The organism is Paraburkholderia sp. BR10141 (assembly GCF_056155635.1).
On sequence record NZ_JBMIQH010000102.1, the window covers coordinates 1 to 2,251 of the forward strand.

Genomic DNA, 2,251 nt, shown 5'->3' on the forward strand with positions numbered 1-2,251 from the left:
CGTCGCGGGAGTTGGGTGACATAGTGCATCCTTTGGTTAGAAGCCTGGCAACTTGAGTGATTTCTCGGCTTCCTGCCGAGCCTTGAAGTGCGGCGGCCGCCGTTCCTTGATAGCCCGTACACCTTCCCTGACGGCATCAGAATCGAGCGCGGCGACGGGGACCTGCCAGGGCGCCGAGGGCATAAGCTGGGTCGCAGGTAGTGTTCCCTCGCGTATGAGCCGATGAATCGAACTGCCGTAGATTCCCAGTCGCCGTGAGGCTTCTTCCACGCTGATCGTCTGCGCACGCAACGCTGTCGGATCGAATGGCGCAATGCCCAGTCGCTCACGCAGTTCGGTAACGCGAACCGTAGTCCAGGTCTTGCCGTCTGGCGTTTTGCAGCGCATGCGGTTCATGGTCACCGCAAGCTCCCTGTCCGGCCACTGTCCACCAAGCTTGCGCATCACCTTAACAGCACTGAAGTGCTGGCTGGATGGATATCGGCCAACACTTACGCGCGCGACGCGCAGTTCCGTGTGCCGGCCACCCGTCCAATGAACCGTGACGATCGCCTCATTCGTTTCGTCATCCAGATCAATTACAACCTCCTGAATGAGAATCCGGCTCAGCCGCTGCTTCGTTCGCATGTCCGTGCCCGGTGCATTCCATGCCGCGGAAAGATCATGCGCGAGCATCATCAACTGTGCCTGGTCGATCGCGGGTCGGCTTGCGGCTTCGCGGTCCAGAAGGGCTGCGCGCTCTTCAAGGTGAGCGACGCGCTCAAGCGCTGCATTCCATCGCGCTTCAAGCTCACGTGCGACCAGCCGCTTCGTCGGATCGACAACCTCATACCGACGTGCGGCAAGGGATGCATCGTAGCGCGCTTCCTCGAGTTCGCCAGCTATTGCACGGCGAACATCGTCGTCTGCCCGCGATGTTTGCTGTGCAGCGCGAATGGCCGCTTCCACTGCATGCTCAGACACCGCTTCGAGAATCGAGGCTGCCACCGCCTTGTCGACGCGCACGCCACCGATTCCTATACAGAGAAATGCTCCGACATGGGCCTCGTCGCCTCGGCAGTAATAGCGATGCGCGTGACCAGCTCTCATGCCGTAGTTCACACGCAACATTCGACCGCACCGGCCACATCGTGCCAGCCCGGTCAGCAATGCCCGCCCGCCGCGAGCAGATCTGCGGGAGGCCCGCTTCTTCATGTGTGCGTTCTCGGCGATCATCCTTTGATGCTCCTCGAACTGATCCCAGGTGATATACCCTGGGTGGTGGTCTCGCAACAGTACGCTCCAGTCCTTCATCGGCTTGGAGTGCCCATCGGTCTTACGAGCCCGTCCGTCGACGACGGCAGTGCGTTGGGTCGTCCTTCCAAACACATATGCCCCAGCATATACCGGATGCTCCAGTATCTGGACTACCGTGTGGTATGCAGGCCGGCTCCATTCGATCCGGATGCCGGTGGGGCCGTGACGTGTTACGGGCAGCTTGACGTCCGATTGTATGGCCCATAGCAGCACCTGACGAGCACTGCCGAGTTCGCGGAACTTACGAAAGAGCAGCCGGATGGCCTCGGCAACCCGTTCGTCTGGATCCATCTCGATCTGCCCAAGCTCGTTCCAGCAATAGCCAGGAGGCAGTGCGAAGCGTAATTCGCCACGCTGCGCCTTCGAATCTCGGGCGGCTATGCCGCGCTGTCGCAGCAGACTGAGTTCGTACTCCGACATCGTGCCCTTGAGTCCAAGCAGGAGCCGATCGTTGACCAGTCTCGGGTCATATACGCCGTCGTGATCAACCACGACCGTGCCGACCAGTGCGCACAGGTCAACGAGATGGTGCCAATCGCGGCCGTTACGCGCAAGTCGCGAAGCCTCGAGACAGAAGACGGCACCAACCGATCCTGCACACACTGACGCGACCAGCTTCTGGAATCCGGGCCGCTCGACACTGCCCGACCCCGAACGTCCAAGATCGTCGTCGATGGTCGTAACTGAAGCAAAACCCATGGCTCGTGCAGATTCGGCGAGTGCGTACTGCCGATTCTGGCTCTCAGTGTGTTCCACCACCTGGCTCATGGTTGACTGTCGGACATAAACGACGGCTCCTCGGGAGAGATGTTCAGCGGAGATCTTCTGGCTCATCTCGATCTCCTGGTTCGTTTGTGTTCGTCGGTTTGCCCAGCGCTTCCAGAAGAAGAGCGGCGAGCGCTTCGATCACTTCCTCCCGTCGATGCCCCACGATGTCGGAGTTCAGGGTTGGATC

At 60.3% G+C, this 2,251-nt stretch carries 1 protein-coding gene; it reads right to left on the bottom strand.

What is annotated here, in order from left to right; genetic code table 11:
• Positions 1 to 36 precede the first annotated feature (36 nt).
• On the bottom strand, positions 37 to 2,130 hold the full coding sequence (locus ACOJB8_RS40945) for a recombinase family protein (protein WP_475017934.1): 2,094 nt from the start codon (positions 2,128 to 2,130) through the stop codon (positions 37 to 39).
• Positions 2,131 to 2,251: the final 121 nt, after the last annotated feature.